A 16,023-nucleotide genomic window follows, 5' to 3' on the forward strand; every position below is an offset into this window, starting at 1 on the left:
TCCCTGAGGAGGGATATTGATGATGACCTCGGTTTTCTCCAATAGCGCGGTGACCGACGAACGCCGCCGTGAGCTGCTCTTCCAGGGCGAGGTGTTCGTCTACGCGGCCTCACCGGCCACGAGGGCGCTGATCGGCTTCGCCAGGGAGCTGATCGCCGAGGCGTTCGGCGCCATGGATCCGGAGACCGCGCAGCACGAAATGCCGGTCGAGGACTTCGCGAAATTACTCGCCGACCTCAAACCCCGTTTCATCCACCATCCCCGGTGCAAGGAATTATTGCCGGAAGTCATCGAGGAACGCGGCTGCGACCTCGGCGAGACCTACTTCGACGTGCCCAGGCTGCGTACCTCGACCTCCGACGACTACCTGGTCTCCGGCATCTCCTACGCCTTCCACCCGCACCGCGACTGCTGGTATTCGGCGCCGTTCAGCCAGGTCAACTGGTGGATCCCGGTCTTCGGCGTGGTGCCGGAGAACGTGATGGCCTTCCACCCGCGCTACTTCGACCGGCCGGTGCGCAACGGCAGCAAGCTCTACGACTACGCCGAGTGGAGCAGGACGAGCCGGCGCGACGCCGCCGCGCACGTGCGCGGCGACACCCGCGTGCAGCCTCGCCCGGAGGAACCCATCGAGCTGGAGCCGCAGGTCAGGGTGGTGCCGGAGGCGGGCGGGACGCTCATGTTCTCCGGCGCGCAGCTCCACTCCACCGTGCCGAACACCTCGGGCAGGACCAGGTTCAGCATCGACTTCCGCACCGTGCACATCGGCGACATACGCGCCCGCCGCGGCGCCCCGAACGTCGACGCCGAGTGCACCGGCACGACGCTGCGGGACTTCGTGCGCTGTAACGATCTCGCCCCGATGCCCGAAGATCTCGCGCTGGAGTACGAGGCCGCCGCCCTGGCTGGAGTGAGCTGAATGACCACCTGCCGACTGTGCGGCTCCGGTGATCTCGCCGGTGTCGTGGACCTCGGCGCGACCCCGCCGTGCGAGCTGTTCCTGACCGCGGACCGGCTCGACGCGCCCGAGCCGACCTACCCGCTGCACCTGCGGGTCTGCACGGAGTGCTGGCTGGCCCAGGTGCCGCCGCTGATCACGCCGGAGGAGACGTTCACCGAGTACGCCTACTTCTCCTCCTACTCGACCTCCTGGGTCGAGCACGCGCGGCGGTTCGTGGACGGCGCGGGCCTGCGGCCGGACTCGTTCGTGGTCGAGGTGGCCAGCAACGACGGCTACCTGCTTCAGCACGTGGTCGAGCGGGGCGTGCGCTGCCTGGGCATCGAGCCGTCCGCCAACGTCGGCGCGGCCGCCAGGGACAAGGGCGTGCCGACGCTGACGGAGTTCCTGTCGCCGGCGGTGGGGCAGCGGGTGCGGGCCGAGCACGGGCCCGCCGACCTGGTGGTGGCCAACAACGTCTACGCGCACATCCCGGACGTCGTCGGCTTCACCAAGGGGCTGCGGGCGCTGGTGGCCGACGACGGCCGGGTCTCGATCGAGGTGCAGCACCTGCTGACACTGATGGAGCTCAACCAGTTCGACACGATCTACCACGAGCACTTCCAGTACTACACGGTGGCCTCGGCGCGGCGGGCGCTGGCCGGCGGAGGGCTGCACCTGGTGGACGTGGAGCCGCTGCCGACGCACGGCGGGTCGATCCGCCTGTGGGCGCAGCCGGAAGAGGCGCCGATGACGCAGCGGGCCCTCGACCTGCTGTCGCGGGAGAAGGCCGCGGGGCTGCACGAGCTCGCGGGCTACCAGGACTTCGCCAGGCGGGTGGCGCGGGTGCGGCGGGACCTGCTGAGGTTCCTCATCGACGCGGCCGACGCGGGCAAGAGCGTGGTCGGGTACGGGGCCCCTGGCAAGGGCAACACGCTGCTCAACCACTGTGGGATCAGGCCGGACCTGCTGGCGTACACGGTGGATCGCAACCCGTACAAGCACGGCAGGTTCACGCCGGGGGCGCGGATCCCGATCCACCCGCCGGAGCGCATCGCCGCCGACCGGCCCGACTACGTGCTGGTGCTGCCGTGGAACCTGCGCGAGGAACTGGTGGAGCAGCTCTCGTACGTCCGTGAGTGGGGTGGCCGGTTGGTCTTCCCGATACCGAGTCTGGAGGTCGTCGCGTGAAGGTCGTCCTCTTCTGCGGCGGGCGCGGCACCAGGATGCGCAGCGACCTGCCGGGCGGGGACATGCCCAAGCCGATGCAGCTCGTCGGCCCGCGTCCGCTGGTATGGCATGTCATGCGCTACTACGCGCACTTCGGGCACAAGGAGTTCATCCTGTGTCTCGGCTACGGCGCGCAGCACATAAAAGACTTTTTCCTGACTTATCAGGAGACGGGGTCGAATGACTTCATCCTCCGCAACGGGCAGATCGAACTGCTGTCCACCGACATCTCCGACTGGCAGGTGTCGTTGATCGACACCGGGCTCGACTCCCCGATCGGCGAGCGCTTACGCCGCGTTCGCCCGCACCTGGGGGACGACGAGATGTTCCTGGCCAACTACGCCGACGTGCTCACCGACGCCCCGCTGCCCCAGATCATCGACCGTTTCACCGGCTCCGACGCCGGCGCCTCGATGATGGTGGTCCCGCCGACCAACACCTTCCACGTCATCGACGTCAGCGCGGGCGGGCTCGTCGGCGGCATCACCCCGGTCAGCGAGATGCCGCTCTGGGTCAACGGCGGCTTCTTCGTGCTGCGCCAGGACGTCTTCGACCACATCCCCGAGAACGGCGACCTGGTCGCGGACGGCTGCGCGGAACTGGCCAAGCGAGGACGGCTGCTGGCCTACCCGCACCGGGGCTACTGGCGGCCGAGCGACACCGTCAACCAGCGCCTTGAGCTGGATCGTTCCTGGGCGAGAGGCGAGCGGCCCTGGGCGCTGTGGGAAGCATGATCGGCCTGCGGCCCGCACGGCGGGACACGGTGGTCGCGCTCGGCGCCCACTGCGACGACATCGCGATCGGCGCGGGAGCGAGCCTGCTGACGCTCTGCCGGGCCCGTCCGGGGCTGCGGGTGGACGCGCTGGTGCTCTCCGGCGGCGGCACCGAGCGCGAGCAGGAGGAACGGGCGGCCCTGACGGCGTTCTGCCCGGGAGCGGAGCTCAGCCTCACCCTGCTCAAGATCCCCGACGGACGGCTGCCCGCGCACTGGGACGAGGCCAAGAACGCCCTGGAGGACCTCCGCAGGCGGGCGGCGAACCCCGACCTGATCTTCGCGCCCTGGCGGGGCGACGCCCACCAGGACCATCGCGGCCTGGCAGAACTGGTGCCGACGGTCTGGCGCGACCACCTCACGCTCGGCTACGAGATCGTCAAGTGGGACGGCGACCTCGGCCGCCCCGCGCTCCACCAGCCGCTGTCCGAGGAGGTCGCCGAGGCCAAGGTGCGGCTGCTGGCGGAGCACTACCCCTCACAGCGGCACCGCCCCTGGTACGACAGGGAGGCCTTCCTCGGGCTCGCCCGCATCCGCGGCATCGAGTGCGGCGCCAGGTACGCCGAGGCCTTCCACACCGACAAGCTGACTATCGATCTGGGAGGCTGACCTTGCGGATCCTTCTGACCGGCCACCAGGGCTACCTGGGCAGTGTCATGGCCCCTGTGCTGTCCGCCGCGGGGCACGAGGTGATCGGCCTCGACTCCGGGTTGTTCGCCGACTGCGTGCTCGGCCCCGAGCCGGACGATCCGCCGGGCCACCGGGTGGACCTGCGGGACGTGCCGGCCGAGGCGCTGCGGGGCATCGACGCCGTCGCCCACCTGGCCGCGTTGTCGAACGACCCGCTCGGCTCGCTCGCGCCGGAGCTGACCTACGACATCAACCACCACGCCTCGGTGCGCCTGGCCAGGCTCGCCAGGGACGCGGGGGCGCGCAGGTTCGTCTACGCCTCGACGTGCTCGGTCTACGGCGCCTCCGGCGGCGACGACCTGGTGGACGAGGACGCGCCGCTGCGGCCGGTGACGCCGTACGCGGAGTCGAAGGTCAGGGTGGAGGACGACCTGGTGAAGCTGGCCGATGAGGACTTCTCGCCGGTGTTCATGCGCAACGCGACCGCGTTCGGGTTCTCGCCCAGGCCGAGGGCCGACATCGTGCTGAACAACCTGGTGGGCCACGCCGTGCTGTCGGGCCAGGTGCGCGTGCTGTCCGACGGCACCCCGTGGCGGCCGCTGGTGCACGCCGAGGACATCGCCGAGGCGTTCCTGCGGGCGATCGAGGCGCCGCGCGAGGCCGTGCACGCCAGGGCGTTCAACGTGGGCGCCGAGCGCAACAACGTGACCGTGGCCGACATCGCGCAGGAGGTCGTCGCGGCCGTGCCGGGAGCCGAACTGCTGATCACCGGCGAGACCGGCAGCGACCCGCGCTCCTACCGGGTGGACTTCGCCAGGATCAGGGCCGCGCTGCCCGGCTACGACGCCGCCTGGACGGTCAAGGCCGGGGCCGACGAGCTCGTGGCGGCGTACCGGACATATGGGCTGACCCAGCACGACTTCGAACGGCGCTACACCCGGCTGGCCCGCCTGGCCGACCGGCGCGAGGCCGGCACGGTCGACGCCGGGCTGCGGCCATGACGGGTGCGGAGCTGCACGCCCTCGTCGAGCGGCTGTATCCGATCTGCCGCAGCATCACCGGCGACGGCGTGCGCAGGACGCTGGAGATCGTCGGCGAGCACCTGCCGCTGACGGTGACCGAGGTGCCGACCGGGACGGAGGTGCTCGACTGGAACGTGCCCAAGGAGTGGAACATCCGCGACGCCTACGTCAAGGACCCCTCGGGCCGCCGGGTGATCGACTTCCGGGCCTCGAACCTGCACGTCGTGGGCTACAGCGTGCCGGTGTCGGGGACGTACTCGCTGGAGGAGCTGCGGCCGAGGCTGCACACGCTGCCCGACCAGCCGGACCTGGTCCCGTACCGGACCAGCTACTACGCCGAGACCTGGGGTTTCTGCCTCAGCCAGAACGCGCTCGACGCCCTGGACGAGGGGCCCTACGAGGTGCTGATCGACTCGACGCTGGCCGACGGCTCGCTGACCTTCGCCGAGCACGTCGTGCCGGGCCGGCTGCCCGACGAGGTCGTCGTGTCCTGCCACGTGTGCCATCCGTCGCTGGCCAACGACAACCTGGCGGGTATCGCGGTGGCCGTGGCGCTGGCCCGCCGGTTGAAGGAGCCGCGTTACACCTACCGGTTCCTGTTCATGCCGGGGACGATCGGGGCGATCACCTGGCTGGCGCTCAACAGGGAGCGGGCCCACCTGATCGCGGCCGGGCTGACGCTGGCGTGCGCGGGCGATCCGGGGGCGCTGACGTACAAGCGGAGCAGGCGCGGCGACGCGGAAATCGACCGCGCGGTCACGCACGTGCTGCGGGACCGGCCGCACCAGGTGCTGGACTTCTCGCCGTACGGCTACGACGAGCGGCAGTTCTGCTCGCCGGGGTTCAACCTGCCGTTCGGGAGCCTGACCAGGACGCCGTACGCCGGATACCCGGAATATCACACCTCGGGGGACAACCCGGGGTTCGTCACACCGGAGGCCATGGCCGACACCCTCGACGCGCTGACGGAGGTCGTCGAGGTGCTGGAGGGCAACCGTACCTGTCTCAACCTCAGCCCGTACGGCGAGCCGCAACTCGGCAGGCGCGGACTCTACGAATCTCTCGGCGGCAGGAGTGACACGAAAGCGGCCCAGCTGGCGATGTTATGGGTGTTGAACCTGTCCGACGGGGAGCACAGCCTCCTCGACATCGCCCAGCGGTCGCGGCTGCCGTTCGCCGCTGTGAAGGGGGCGGCCGACGCGCTGCTCGAAGCCGGACTGGTGAAGGAGAAGGCGTGATGCGGCTCAAAGTCGGAGACGTCGTGGAAGTGCGGGGGCAAGCCGAGATCCTGGCCACGCTGGACGAGCGCGGCGAGCTTGACGGGCTGCCGTTCATGCCGGAGATGGTGCGCTTCTGCGGGCAGCGGATGACGGTGCACAAGGTCGCGCACAAGGCGTGCGACACGATCGGCCACGGCCGCATGCGGCGTATGGAACGCGCCGTGCACCTGACCGGGGCCCGCTGCGACGGCGCCGCGCACGGGGGCTGCCAGACGGCCTGCTCGTTGTACTGGAAGGACGCCTGGCTCAGGAAGATCACCGAGCCGCCGGTGACCCCGGAGAAGGACCGCAGGCTGCTGCCGCTGCTGGAGGTCAACACGCACCGGCCGCCGGGGCCCGAGGGCGAGGAGCGCTTCGTCTGTCAGGCCACCGAGCTGCACCGCGCCGCGCCGACGTGCGTGCCGCTGAAAGACGTCCGCCAGTACGTCACCGACGTGCGCTCCGGCAATGCGGGCACGCTGAAGACGCTGCGCGGCCTGTTCTTCGCCGTCTTCAACCGCTACCAGTCGATCAGCCGCCGGCTGCTGCCCCGATGGTTGCGGATCAGGGACGGCCTGCACTGGGGCTGGGTGCCCAAGGGCAAGCCGGGCCCGACGCCGACGGGGACGCTCGACCTGCAGCCGGGCGAGCTGGTGCGGATCAGGCCCAGGCAGGAGATCGTCGCCACGCTCAACCACGAGCGGCTCAACAGGGGGCTCGGGTTCGAGGAGGAGATGGCCAGGTACTGCGGCAGGACCGCCAGGGTCGTGGCCCGCGTCGAACGCTGCCTGGACGAGCGCACCGGCGAACTGCTGCAGATGAAGAACCCCTGCATCGCCCTGGAGTCGGTGCACTGCGAGGGCGCCTACAGCGTCAACTGCCCGCGCGAGTTCGTCCCGTTCTGGCGGGAGATCTGGCTGGAGCGCGTCGAAGAGCCTGCCTCCTGAGAAAGGTGCGGGATGGACCGAGTTGAGGACGCCGAGCAGCGGATCGGCTCCGTCGGCAAATTAGCCGGGCGGGGGCTGCGCTGGGGCCTGCTGGGCAACCTGGCCACGAAGGCGGGCTCCTTCGTGATGGGGCTGATCCTGGCCAGGCTGCTCGCGCCCGGCGACTTCGGCGTCTACGCCGTCGCGCTGGCGGCCACGGCGTTCGTCATGTCGGTCAAGGACCTCGGCATCATGGTCGCGACCATGCAGTGGCGGGGCAGGCTGGAGGAGATGGCGCCGACGGCCACGGTGTTGTCGTTCCTGTCGGCCATGGGGCTGTACGCGGTGTTCTGGGCCGGCGCGCCGGCCTTCGCGGCGATGGCCGGCACCCCCCAGGCCGCGCCCGTGGTCAGGCTGCTGACCGCGGTCATCATCGTCGAGGGGTTCACCGCGGTGCGCTCGGCGACCCTGATCCGCCGCTTCGAGCAGGACAAACTGACCCTGGCCATCGGGATCGGGTTCGCCGTCAACGCGGTGGTCGCGATCGTGCTGGCGGTGAACGGCGCGGGCCCGTTCAGCTTCGCCTTCGGGCAGGTCGCGCAGTCCGTGGTGACCGGCGTGATCGTGTTCTTCGCGGCCCGGCTGCCGGTGCGGCTGGGCCTGGACCGGGCCGTCGCGGTCAAGCTGCTGAAGTTCGGGCTGCCGTCGGCCGCCGGGATAGGGCTGGAGAGCGTGCTGCTCAACGCCGGCTACATCGTCGTCGGCGATGTGCTCGGGCACGTCCACCTCGGCTTCTACCTGCTGGCGTTCAACGTGTCGAGCTGGGTGCCCGGGCTGATCGGGCAGGCCGTGCGCAACGTCACCATCCCGGGCTTCTCGCGGCTGGCCGAGCACACCTCCGAGGCGCTGTCGGAGGGCGTGCGCAGGTCGGCGCCGCTGCTGCTGACGGCCATCCTGCCGGTCGCGGTCGTGATGTCCGTGCTCGCGCACCCGCTCGTCGAGTTCCTCTACGGCGACAAATGGGATCAGTCGGCGGGTGTGCTGCGCTGGCTGGCGGTCGTCATGGTGATCAGGATGCTGCTCTCGCTGGCCCTCGACATCCTGTCCGCCCAGGGCGACACCAGGGCCACGGTCTGGATGAACCTGGCCTATGGGGTGGCTCTCGTCCCCGCGCTGATCGTGGGCACGAACCTGCAGGGCATTCGCGGGGCCGCGCTCGGCCAGGTGGTGGCCAGCCTGTTCGTGGCGCTGCCTGTGGCGGCGTACTTCCTGCACCGGGCGGGCGTGCGGCTGGCGCCGGTGGCGCCCACGCTGGTGCGTCCGCTGCTGGCCGCGCTCGTCGCGGCCGGGGCGACGGCGCTGGTGGACCGGGCGGTCGGCGGCCACGTGCTGCTGGAACTGCTGCTCGCCGGCGGCGCCGGCCTGATCGTCTACGTCCTGCTGGCCGTGCCACTTCGGCAGTTGAGAAGAAAGGAAGCCCCTTGACGCTGGTCTCGATCGGCCTGCCCACCTACAACGGCGGCGGCCACCTGGAGAAGACCGTGCTGTCGGTGCTGGCCCAGGACCATCGGAACCTGGAGCTGATCATCTCCGACAACGCCTCCACGGACGACACCGAGGAGGTCTGCCGCGACCTGGCGGCCTCCGACAGCAGGATCGTCTACCGCCGCCAGCCGGAGAACATCGGCCCCATCGGCAACTTCACCACGGCGCTCGCGCTGGCCAAGGGGGAGTTCTTCCGCTGGGTCGGCGACGACGACACACTCGAACCGCACTGTATCTCGCGTTCCCTGGCGGAGTTCGCCGCGGACGAGCGGCTCGTGCTGGTCACCGCGCAGACCGCGTACACGGCCGGCGGCGTCACCGAGACGGGCGCGTACGAGGGTACCGCGCTGAACTCCGACGACCCCGCCGAGCGCTTCGCCGAGATGCTCCGCCTGCTCACCGAGAGCTACGTCCTCATGGACCCCCTCTACGGCGTGCACCGCACCGAGGTCGCCAGGGCCGTCCCGCGCCCGGTCCTGGTGCGCGAGGACGAGATCGCCGCGGCCCGGCACGCCCTGGCGGGACCGTGGGCCCACGTGCCCGAGGTGCTCTCGCACCGCACCTGGGCGGGCGCGAACCCGGTGAAGATGAGCGGCAAGCTGTCGCTGCCTGCCTGGCGGGGCTACTTCGCCACGCTCATCCAGGTCCGCGTCCTGCTCGCCATCCTCGACGAGGCCGGCCTCACACCCGACCAGCGGCGGCGGGCGCGCACGGCGGTTCTCAAACTGTATCTCGCCCGCCAGCGCCGCCTGGCGGCCAGAGGCGGGAGGAAGATCGCCCGCCTCGCCCGCCTGCCCCATTGATCATCTGGCACGTTCCCGGCGCCCGGCCAGATCGACCAGCGCCGGGGGCGTCCAGCGCTTGATCACCTGGCGGAGGCTGTTCTTGTACCGCTCGCCGGGCCGCTGCTTGAACAGCGTCGTGTGGTCGGCGTTGATCTCCTCGTCGGGCCGCCCGTTGGAGTAGTAGTAGAGCGCCATCGACCGGCGGGCCCGCTCGGGCGGGCAGGTCAGCGGGTCGGGGTGCCCGTGGTTGGCGTCGTCGGTGGTGGCGAAGAGCACGAAACGGTTGAAGACCGGCAGCACCGCGTGCTCGCACGTGCTCATGTCCTGGTTCCACAGTTGCAGGTGGCCGCCGTAGCTCTCCTCCCAGTCCTTGTTGAGGTAGAGCAGCCCGTTGAGCCTGCGGTCGAGGTCGAGCCTGCGGTGCCGGTTGAAGTCGGCGTGCACCTTCAGGAAGCCGCCCGACCTGATCTGGTGCAGTCCGCCGCCCTCCAGGTGGGGGTCGGGCACGAGCCGTTCGATGCCGGTCAGCCTTTCCAGGAACTCGATGAAGACCTGCCCGTTGAACTCCGCGAGCAGGCGCCGGGTGGCCGGGCCCATCTGCTCGGTGTCCTGCAGGGCCAGTTTCACCTCTTTGGAGCTGTCGAACCGCTGCCAGCTCGCGTCCTTCGGTTCGGGAAACTCATCAAGCACGGGATCGAGCACGTTCTCCGGCAGGAAGTCGTCGATAACCACGTGCCGGAACGGCGAGGCGGTCAGAAACTCCGGACGCAGGCTGTCGGCGAGCGGGAACAGTTCGTCACGGCGGAACGTGAACTGCTGAACTTCCTGCATTTTCGACTCCATCTGTTGTGTGGTCCATACGCCTTTTGCGAGAGCGTTCCGGAAAACGCTATTTTCGATCAGTTTTCGCCGGTTTCCTTGAGAAACGTGCCCGTAGCGCGGCGGGCGTCCTGTTGCGCGTGAACGGCAGCTCGAACACCGCCGCGAACAGCCGCGCCGCCACCACCGTCACCGGCACGGCCACCGCGAGGCAGACCAGGAAGGCGGGAATGCCCTGTTCCATCCGGGGGGCGATCAGCAGCGCGTGCACGTTCACCACGATCGGTGCGTGGATCAGGTAGAGGCTGTAGGAGAAGGAGCCCAGGCTCCTGACCGGAGGGGTGTCCAGCAGCCACACCAGCGGCCCGGGCCGCCCCGTCGCCACCGCCGCCAGCAGCAGCACGGTCGCGGGCCCGATGATCAGGTCGATCCAGTAGAGGTTGGCGATCGTCCACACCGAGCCGTTGACCACGATCAACGCGAGCACCGGCAGCAGGGCCGCGAGCGCGAGCCACTGCAGGGGCACGCGCCGCCGCAGCCTGACCACGCCCGCGCCCGCCATCCCCAGCGCGAACAGCGCCGCGAACTGCGGGGTCAGCCGCATCAGCGCGCCCACCGCGGGAACCACGGGCGCGAGCAGCCCGACGGCCACCACGACAGCGGTCACCGCGCCCACCATGGCGAGCGCGCCCATCCTGCGCAGGACCAGCAGCAGGAGCGGGAAGACGACGTAGAGCTGCGCCTCCACGGCGATCGACCACAGGGCGCCGTTGGGGCTCGGGCTGCCGAAGACGTCCTGCAGGAGCAGGCCGTAGACGAGCACGGACTTGGCCGTGGGCACACCCTGCTCCGGCTGCGGCACCAACGTCCAGGCGATCACCAGGCTGAACGCCACCGCCGCCCAGTACGGCGGCAGGATCCGCCAGGCGCGCCGCCGGGCGAACCCGCTCAGCGAGCCGAGCCGCCAGCCGTCGCGGGCCGGCGACAGGGCCAGCGAGAAACCGGACAGCACGATGAACACCACCACCGCGAAGTGCCCGTAGATCATCCAGCTCGCCCAGCCGGGCCCGGTGTCGCGGGGAAAGCCGGGAAAGGACAGCAGCCAGACGTGGTGGAAGACCACGAAAAGCGCAGCTAGACCCCGTATTCCGTCCAGCCCCGCCACCCTGCGGCGTTCCGTGGTCGCCGTCTGGAGCATTTCAGCCGACTTCATCCCCTGGAACCCCCCGGTGTGCGGCCCATAGTTCTATCGTCCGGGTCCGCGCGGGCGTAACAGGTAAGTCGTTTTTTCAGATGAACAGTTGTGCCATAGGCGACATGAACCCTGTACAGGGTGCCGGGGGAATGTTAATTTTCGCACATTCGAACATGTCGAATATTGTCGCAGGGGGCGGAGAAGTCTTGGAGTTCTGGAAAACCGTCTTCGGCCTGGCGCGACACAAGTTCATCGGCCCCCCGATCCTGGCGCTCGCCGCGGTGGCGGGGATCGCAGGGTTCCTCATCGTTCCCGCTCACTACACGGCCGGCGTCGTGCTGCTGCTCACCGGCCCCGGCAACACGCAGCCGGCGCCGGGCGAGCCCCTGTCGGCGGCGGGCCGGACCAACCCGCTGCTGGTCGACAGCGCGGGGCTGCGCACCACGGCGGCGGCGCTGATCCTGGCGACCAGCACCCCCGAGGTGCTGAAGGAACTGGGCGCGCCCAAGGAGGGCCCGCACAAACTCGTCATCGACGACGGAAGCAGCAACCAGGCGCTGTTCGGCAGCGGTGGACCGTTCCTGTCGATCACGGCCGACAGCCCGGACGAGCGCACGGCGCGCGACCTTGTCGTCAGGACGCAGAAACGCGTCGAGAACGAGCTGGACGCCACGCAGAAGAAGCTGGGCGCGCCGGAGATCCTCTACATCTCGCTGGTCAACGTCACGCCGCCGTCCACGCCCGAGGCGCAGCTCAGCGACAAGGTGCAGACGGGCGCGATCGCGGCCGTGCTCACGGTGTTCGCGGGCTTCGCCGCCGCCTACGCCTGGAGGCTCAAACAGGCCGGCCGCCCGGCCGCCGACGCTCCGGAAGAGGACGCCGCCGACGCCCAGACCTTCCCCCAGGTCGAGACGCCGAGCAAGTGACGTCATCAGCGCTCGGCCACCTCCGCGCAGCGCCGCACCGCGGCCTGCCTGACCGGCAGCGACGTGCCGGACTTGGCGGAGATCATCATCCCGATCGCCTCGGGATTGAGCCTGTCGGCCCAGGCCAGGGCGGCGTCGTGGTCGAGCGGTGTCCTGTCCCAGTAGTTGTGGCACAGCGCGGTGTTGGCCGAGGGCGGGTCGTCCAGGCAGTGGATTTCATCGACGTACACGCCGTACAGGATGAACTCCGAGATGTGCAGGCGCGAGGTGAACGCGTCCAGCCAGTGGCGTTTGGTGGCCTGGCCGATCCTGGCCCGCATGGCCCGCACCACCACGGGGTCCCAGAACGTCAGCGAGCTGACGTAGTCGTGCAGCGGCGGCGGGGGAGCGTCCGGCAGGCCCAGCAGGTCGCGGGCCACCTGGTGCCAGCGGACGTGCCTGGTCATGCCCGCGTGCACGGCGCCCTCCGCCCGGTGCAGGGGCAGCCGTCCGCCGGCGCGGAACGCGGCCGCCTCCACCGGCCTGACCAGGACGATGTCGGAGTCGGCGATCAGCACGGCGTCCGCCTCGATCATGGCCGTGGCCGAGAGCTTGAGCGCCTGCTGGATCACCCAGCCGCGGATCGGCGGCCACGGCCGCAGCGTGTTGACCCACAGGCCGGAGCGCGGCACGCGGACGTAGCGGCGCGGCAGCAGCTCTGGCTCGGTCCAAACCCGGCAGCGGGGGCCCGCGTACCGCCCGAACAGCGCCCTGTCGCGCGGCGGCACGATCACGTGGTGGACGGTGTCGTCCGTGGTGTGCTCCAGCACGGAGGCGTGCAACTGCGCGAAGAGCTCCGCGTCGGGGCCGAAGCTTGGCGTCACCACTGCCAACTTGGTCACGGAAGGCATATCGCCATCGGGCGGGCCAGTCGTTACGTAACATCTCCGGCCCGTTGGAACGATACTCGTGTGTCACGGGGGAGGGCGCATGGACTTCTGGCTCACGGTCCTGGTTCTGTTCCGCCGCTGGTACGTCTCCGTCCCGGCGTTCCTGCTGGCCCTGGGCGTGGCCGCAGGCGTCTACTCGACCGTGCCGACCCTGTGGACCTCCAACGCGGCCATGGTCCTCACCACGCCGCGCACGGGCGCCAGCCTCCCGATCCACCCCGGCACGACCAACGCCCCCGTCAACCCGCTGCTCAACTTCGACCGCGGGCTGACCATGACCGCCTCGATACTGACGGCCCGGCTCACCACCGCCGACACGGCGGCCGACCTGGGGATCGTGCCGAACGGCGAGGTCGCCTACAAGGTCCACAACGGCAGCACGAACGCCGAGGCGCTGGCCTCGGGGCCGTTCGTGTTCGTCGAGGGCGAGGCGCGCACGCCCGAGGCCGCCCAGGACATCGTGCGCAGGGTCGTCGACAGGGCCAAGGCGGAGCTGGTCAAGAGCCAGCAGGTCGTCGACGCGCCGCCGGCCACGTTCATGACGCTGAGCCAGGTGGTCGCGCCGACGCCGCCGGAGCCCGAGCCGGGGCGCAAGCTGCGCTCGGCCGTGGTGGCGCTGGCGCTGGGCGCCATGGCCGCCCTGTTCGCCACCTACGCCGTCGACAGCCTCGCCGACATGCGCCGGCGCCGCAAGGAGGACGCCGCGCCGAGCCCGCCCGTTCAGGTGGACGAACGGGTGCTGATCGCCGCCGACCCTCACGTGAACGGCAAGCAGACGTGACCCAGGCCCTGCTGCCGCGCCGGGCCGACGCGGCCACCGTGGTCTGCCTGTTCGTGGTCACGCTCATGCTGATCCCGGCCCGCATGATCATCCGCGGGCTGCCGCTGGCCCTGTCGGTGGCCAACGTGCTGGCGCTCATCGCCGCGCTGATGTGGTTGTGCGCGCAGCTCACCAGGACGCTGGGCGCGGCCAAGGGCCGCAACCCGGTCAGGACGGCGCTGGCGCTCTACGTGGCCTCCTGCGCGGCCTCCTACGGCTACGGCACCTACGGCTACCTGCCCTCCGACGAGCTCAACCTGGCCGACCACGCGATCGTGCTGGTGCTGGCCAACGCGGGGCTCGCCCTTGCCGTGTGCGACGGCATCCGGGTGCGGGAGCGGCTGGACTTCGTGCTCAAGGCCATCGTGGTGGCCGGCGCGCTCATGTCGCTGGTCGGCGCGGGCCAGTTCCTGTTCAACCTCGACCTGACGCAGTACATGCAGATCCCGGGGCTGCGGTTCGTGATCGAGGACAAGTTCATCTTCGACAGGAACGCGATGCGCCGGGTGGCGGCCACGGCCGGCCACCCGATCGAGTTCGGCGTGATCTGCGCCATGATCGTGCCGCTGGCCGTCCACTACGGTTTCCGCGCCCGCGAACTGGGCAGGCCGGCGCTGCGCTGGTGGTTGTGCGCGGGCGCGATCGGCATGGGGCTGATGTTCTCGGTGTCGCGCTCGGCCATCCTGGGCCTGGCAGGGGTCGGGATCGTGCTGATGCTCGGCTGGCCGGCGCGGCGGCGGATCCAGGCCGTGGTGGTGCTGGCGGGTTTCCTGGCCGTGATGAAGGTGGTCTCGCCGGGGCTGCTCGGCACGATCTTCGGCCTGTTCGGCAACTTCTTCAACGACAGCAGCATCGGCTACCGCACCCACGACTACGCCTTCGCCGGCCAGGAGATGGCCAAGCACCTGTGGCTGGGCCGGGGCATGGGCACCTGGTACGCCCCCAAGTACCAGGTCTTCGACAACCAGTACATCCAGGGGGCCATCGACACCGGCCTCATCGGCGTGACGATCTTCCTGGGCATGTTCGTCTGCGCGTTCGTGTGCGCGCTGCGTGCCCGCTACCTCAGCGCCGAGCCCGGCGTCAGGGAGCTGGGCCTGACGCTGGCGGCCTGCCTGGTGGCCCCGGTGCTCGGCGCGGCCACGTTCGACCTGCTGTCGTTCGCGATCGTCAGCGGCCTGGCGTTCCTGCTGGTCGGGGCCACGGGGGCGCTGCTGCGGATGGCGAACGACGAGCGCCGCCCCGCTCACTTGCCGTTGCAGGTGAGCGGCCGGACGATGGAGGTGACCCGGTAATCGTCGTCGATGGTGACGATGTTGTTGTTCTCGAACTGGATCGTGTCGAGACAGTCTCCCGACATGGGCGCGTGCTCCCACGTCTTGTCGACGATCAGGTTGTTCTTGACGACCAGGGAGCCGTGGATGTTGTGCAGTTGCACGGTGTAGGTGCCGCCCATCACCAGGTTGTTGGTGATCGTGACGTCGCGGGTGCCGTTCGGCCGGTCGTTGAAGAAGATCGGCGAGTTGTAGTTGACGACGCCGCGCATGTCGAGCGTGTTGTGGTCGAGGAGGAGGCCCTTGCCGGCGTTGAAGGTCTGGATGCCGTCGGCGTAGTTCTCGGTGCCCTCGGAGCAGAGCCTGGCGTAGGAGTCCTTGATCGTGATGTTGTCGCCCGAGTCGCGGAACCCGTCGGCGTGCCCTCTGATCAGCACCCGCTCGGCCTTGTAGTCGGCCACGCCGATGGCCGGCGCGGTCTGGCACTCGTCGGTCGGGCCCACCGTGCTGTCGGTGATGGTGTAGGCGTGGTCCTTGCCGTCGAACTCGGCCTGGATGGCGCCGTCGATCTGGCTGTTGACGATGGTGACGTCGTCGGCGGCGATGAACAGGTCGCCGGTGACGTGCACGCCGTCCAGCACCGTGTTCGGCTTGACCACCCGGTGCGCCGGGCCGTCGTTGGCCTCCAGCGTGCGTAGTTTGGTGCCGGGCGGCAGGCCCGTGCAGGCGGGCGTGGGGTGGTCGGGGCAGCGGCGGCCGTCGGGGGCGACGACCGGGCGGGGGGTCAGCTTCGGGATCGGGGGCGGCGTCCGCGTCGGAAACGTCGCGGCGGGCGAGGGGGAGGGCGAGGCCGTCACCGTGACCGTCACGCGCGCCTGGGGTTGTGTCGCCCCCGCGCCGCAGGCCGACACCAGCAGGACCCCGGCCACCAGTAGCCTGCGCATGGACCGCCCT

16 protein-coding genes are annotated in these 16,023 nt (G+C 70.0%); 12 read left to right on the forward strand and 4 right to left on the reverse strand.

What is annotated here, in order from left to right:
- The first annotated feature begins 19 nt into the window (after positions 1-19).
- The 9 genes from ACFOY2_RS27700 to ACFOY2_RS27740 are packed head-to-tail and all read left to right on the forward strand — an operon-like array spanning position 20 to position 9,124.
- Entirely contained in the window at positions 20-919 is a 900-nt protein-coding gene (locus ACFOY2_RS27700) for a hypothetical protein (protein WP_379530996.1), read from the forward strand.
- Complete coding sequence (locus tag ACFOY2_RS27705; protein ID WP_379530997.1) at positions 920-2,128, forward strand: methyltransferase domain-containing protein; 1,209 nt, start codon at positions 920-922, stop codon at positions 2,126-2,128.
- Entirely contained in the window at positions 2,125-2,901 is a 777-nt protein-coding gene (locus tag ACFOY2_RS27710) for a glucose-1-phosphate cytidylyltransferase (RefSeq protein WP_357818961.1), read from the forward strand. The genes ACFOY2_RS27705 and ACFOY2_RS27710 overlap by 4 nt, the downstream gene beginning before the upstream one ends.
- Positions 2,898-3,548 (forward strand): PIG-L deacetylase family protein, encoded by a 651-nt coding sequence (locus ACFOY2_RS27715; protein ID WP_379530998.1) that lies wholly within the window; start codon positions 2,898-2,900, stop codon positions 3,546-3,548. The genes ACFOY2_RS27710 and ACFOY2_RS27715 overlap by 4 nt, the downstream gene beginning before the upstream one ends.
- A gap of 2 nt (positions 3,549-3,550) precedes the next feature.
- A complete protein-coding gene (locus ACFOY2_RS27720; RefSeq protein ID WP_379530999.1) occupies positions 3,551-4,570 on the forward strand; it encodes an NAD-dependent epimerase/dehydratase family protein in 1,020 nt (339 codons plus the stop codon).
- The gene (locus tag ACFOY2_RS27725; RefSeq protein ID WP_379531000.1) at positions 4,567-5,829 is read left to right on the forward strand and encodes a DUF4910 domain-containing protein; all 1,263 of its coding nucleotides are present in this window, start codon (positions 4,567-4,569) and stop codon (positions 5,827-5,829) included. The genes ACFOY2_RS27720 and ACFOY2_RS27725 overlap by 4 nt, the downstream gene beginning before the upstream one ends.
- Positions 5,829-6,797: a hypothetical protein gene (locus ACFOY2_RS27730; protein WP_379531001.1), complete on the forward strand. Its 969-nt coding sequence runs from the start codon at positions 5,829-5,831 to the stop codon at positions 6,795-6,797. Before ACFOY2_RS27725 ends, ACFOY2_RS27730 begins: the two co-directional genes overlap by 1 nt.
- 12 nt (positions 6,798-6,809) lie before the next feature.
- Positions 6,810-8,261 (forward strand): oligosaccharide flippase family protein, encoded by a 1,452-nt coding sequence (locus ACFOY2_RS27735; RefSeq protein ID WP_379531002.1) that lies wholly within the window; start codon positions 6,810-6,812, stop codon positions 8,259-8,261.
- Positions 8,258-9,124, forward strand: a complete 867-nt coding sequence (locus tag ACFOY2_RS27740; RefSeq protein WP_379531003.1) for a glycosyltransferase family 2 protein — start codon at positions 8,258-8,260, stop codon at positions 9,122-9,124. The genes ACFOY2_RS27735 and ACFOY2_RS27740 overlap by 4 nt, the downstream gene beginning before the upstream one ends.
- Here the strand turns inward: ACFOY2_RS27740 and ACFOY2_RS27745 are convergent, their stop codons facing one another.
- Together ACFOY2_RS27745 and ACFOY2_RS27750 are read right to left on the reverse strand one after the other, a co-directional pair.
- Positions 9,125-9,937: a 2OG-Fe(II) oxygenase gene (locus ACFOY2_RS27745; protein WP_379531004.1), complete on the reverse strand. Its 813-nt coding sequence runs from the start codon at positions 9,935-9,937 to the stop codon at positions 9,125-9,127.
- Positions 9,938-9,995: 58 nt separating this feature from the next.
- Entirely contained in the window at positions 9,996-11,138 is a 1,143-nt protein-coding gene (locus ACFOY2_RS27750; protein WP_379531005.1) for an acyltransferase family protein, read from the reverse strand.
- 188 nt (positions 11,139-11,326) lie between these two features.
- On the opposite strand from ACFOY2_RS27750, the gene ACFOY2_RS27755 reads away from it, so the two are divergent.
- Positions 11,327-12,046 carry a hypothetical protein gene (locus ACFOY2_RS27755; protein WP_379531006.1) on the forward strand — a complete coding sequence of 240 codons (720 nt, stop codon included), beginning with the start codon at positions 11,327-11,329 and terminating at the stop codon, positions 12,044-12,046.
- Positions 12,047-12,051: 5 nt separating this feature from the next.
- On the opposite strand, the gene ACFOY2_RS27760 is transcribed toward ACFOY2_RS27755, so the two are convergent.
- Entirely contained in the window at positions 12,052-12,927 is an 876-nt protein-coding gene (locus tag ACFOY2_RS27760; RefSeq protein ID WP_379531007.1) for a DUF6492 family protein, read from the reverse strand.
- Positions 12,928-13,015: 88 nt separating this feature from the next.
- Here ACFOY2_RS27760 and ACFOY2_RS27765 point away from each other — a divergent pair, with 88 nt between their 5' ends.
- Together ACFOY2_RS27765 and ACFOY2_RS27770 are read left to right on the forward strand one after the other, a co-directional pair.
- On the forward strand, positions 13,016-13,756 hold the full coding sequence (locus ACFOY2_RS27765; RefSeq protein ID WP_379531008.1) for a hypothetical protein: 741 nt from the start codon (positions 13,016-13,018) through the stop codon (positions 13,754-13,756).
- Complete coding sequence (locus tag ACFOY2_RS27770; protein WP_379531009.1) at positions 13,753-15,090, forward strand: O-antigen ligase family protein; 1,338 nt, start codon at positions 13,753-13,755, stop codon at positions 15,088-15,090. The genes ACFOY2_RS27765 and ACFOY2_RS27770 overlap by 4 nt, the downstream gene beginning before the upstream one ends.
- Here ACFOY2_RS27770 and ACFOY2_RS27775 read toward each other — a convergent pair.
- Positions 15,042-16,013 carry a hypothetical protein gene (locus ACFOY2_RS27775; protein ID WP_379531010.1) on the reverse strand — a complete coding sequence of 324 codons (972 nt, stop codon included), beginning with the start codon at positions 16,011-16,013 and terminating at the stop codon, positions 15,042-15,044. The two genes, ACFOY2_RS27770 and ACFOY2_RS27775, sit on opposite strands and share 49 nt — an antisense overlap.
- Positions 16,014-16,023: the final 10 nt, after the last annotated feature.

The organism is Nonomuraea purpurea (genome assembly GCF_042650645.1).
GTDB lineage: Bacteria > Actinomycetota > Actinomycetes > Streptosporangiales > Streptosporangiaceae > Nonomuraea > Nonomuraea purpurea.